2 pseudogenes are annotated in these 684 nt (G+C 45.7%); one reads left to right on the top strand and one right to left on the bottom strand.

The window, feature by feature from the left end:
* Window positions 1–369 (bottom strand): annotated as a pseudogene (locus CIK04_RS26760) (M48 family metalloprotease); the annotation flags it as partial.
* Window positions 370–432: 63 nt separating this feature from the next.
* Between CIK04_RS26760 and CIK04_RS34195 the strand changes: the two are divergent.
* Window positions 433–684 (top strand): annotated as a pseudogene (locus tag CIK04_RS34195) (hotdog fold thioesterase); the annotation flags it as partial.

Raw genomic sequence — 684 nt, 5'->3', positions numbered from 1 at the left:
GTCTTGGTTAACCGCAACATTCAACAAGTCCCAGTATAAACGCCAATTTTTCCCCCTGGCAGGGCAAAAGCGTTCACTTGGTCACTATCAAATACCACCACTTCCCGACTCTTTGAAACCGGGCTGAGGGGGAATGGTGTCGGTAATCGCTTTCGCAACACATTGAACATATTGATTGGTCGCTTTGTTTTGGCTGATCGGAATCTCTTTTTTCATCTGCTCAAAAGAGTTCGCACCGAGCGTGGACATCTCACTATCTGAAAACATCAGCAGTTGATTACGCCCAGTAGGGGAAGAAGTGCAAGCAGTAAGCCCAGCAACGGCGATGAGTGCAGAAGCTTTCAACCACGATGACATAACAATCTCCATATCGATAATTTTGGGTATATACTAGCGCCAATTGTAACGAAAATCTGGCAAAAGAATGAGCATTTGGAAAAACCGATCGATTTAGCGACCCTAAACGCAACCTCAAAAAATACGCTTATTAGAACACTTACAAATCGAATACACCGGGTTTACCGAAAACTCTCTGACTGTCAACCATAGCCGGTTTGCAGTTTACTCATCAACCACTTCGGGATGTTACATGGTGGCGCATCGGYGGTGCTTGCTGAAACACTCGGCTCTTTAGCGGCCAATTTTTGCGTGGCTGTCCGGTTCTTACTTGTGTTGGGCTTGATA

The sequence above is a fragment of the Vibrio sp. 03_296 genome, assembly GCF_002265885.1.
This window is presented reverse-complemented; position numbering and strand designations above follow the sequence as displayed.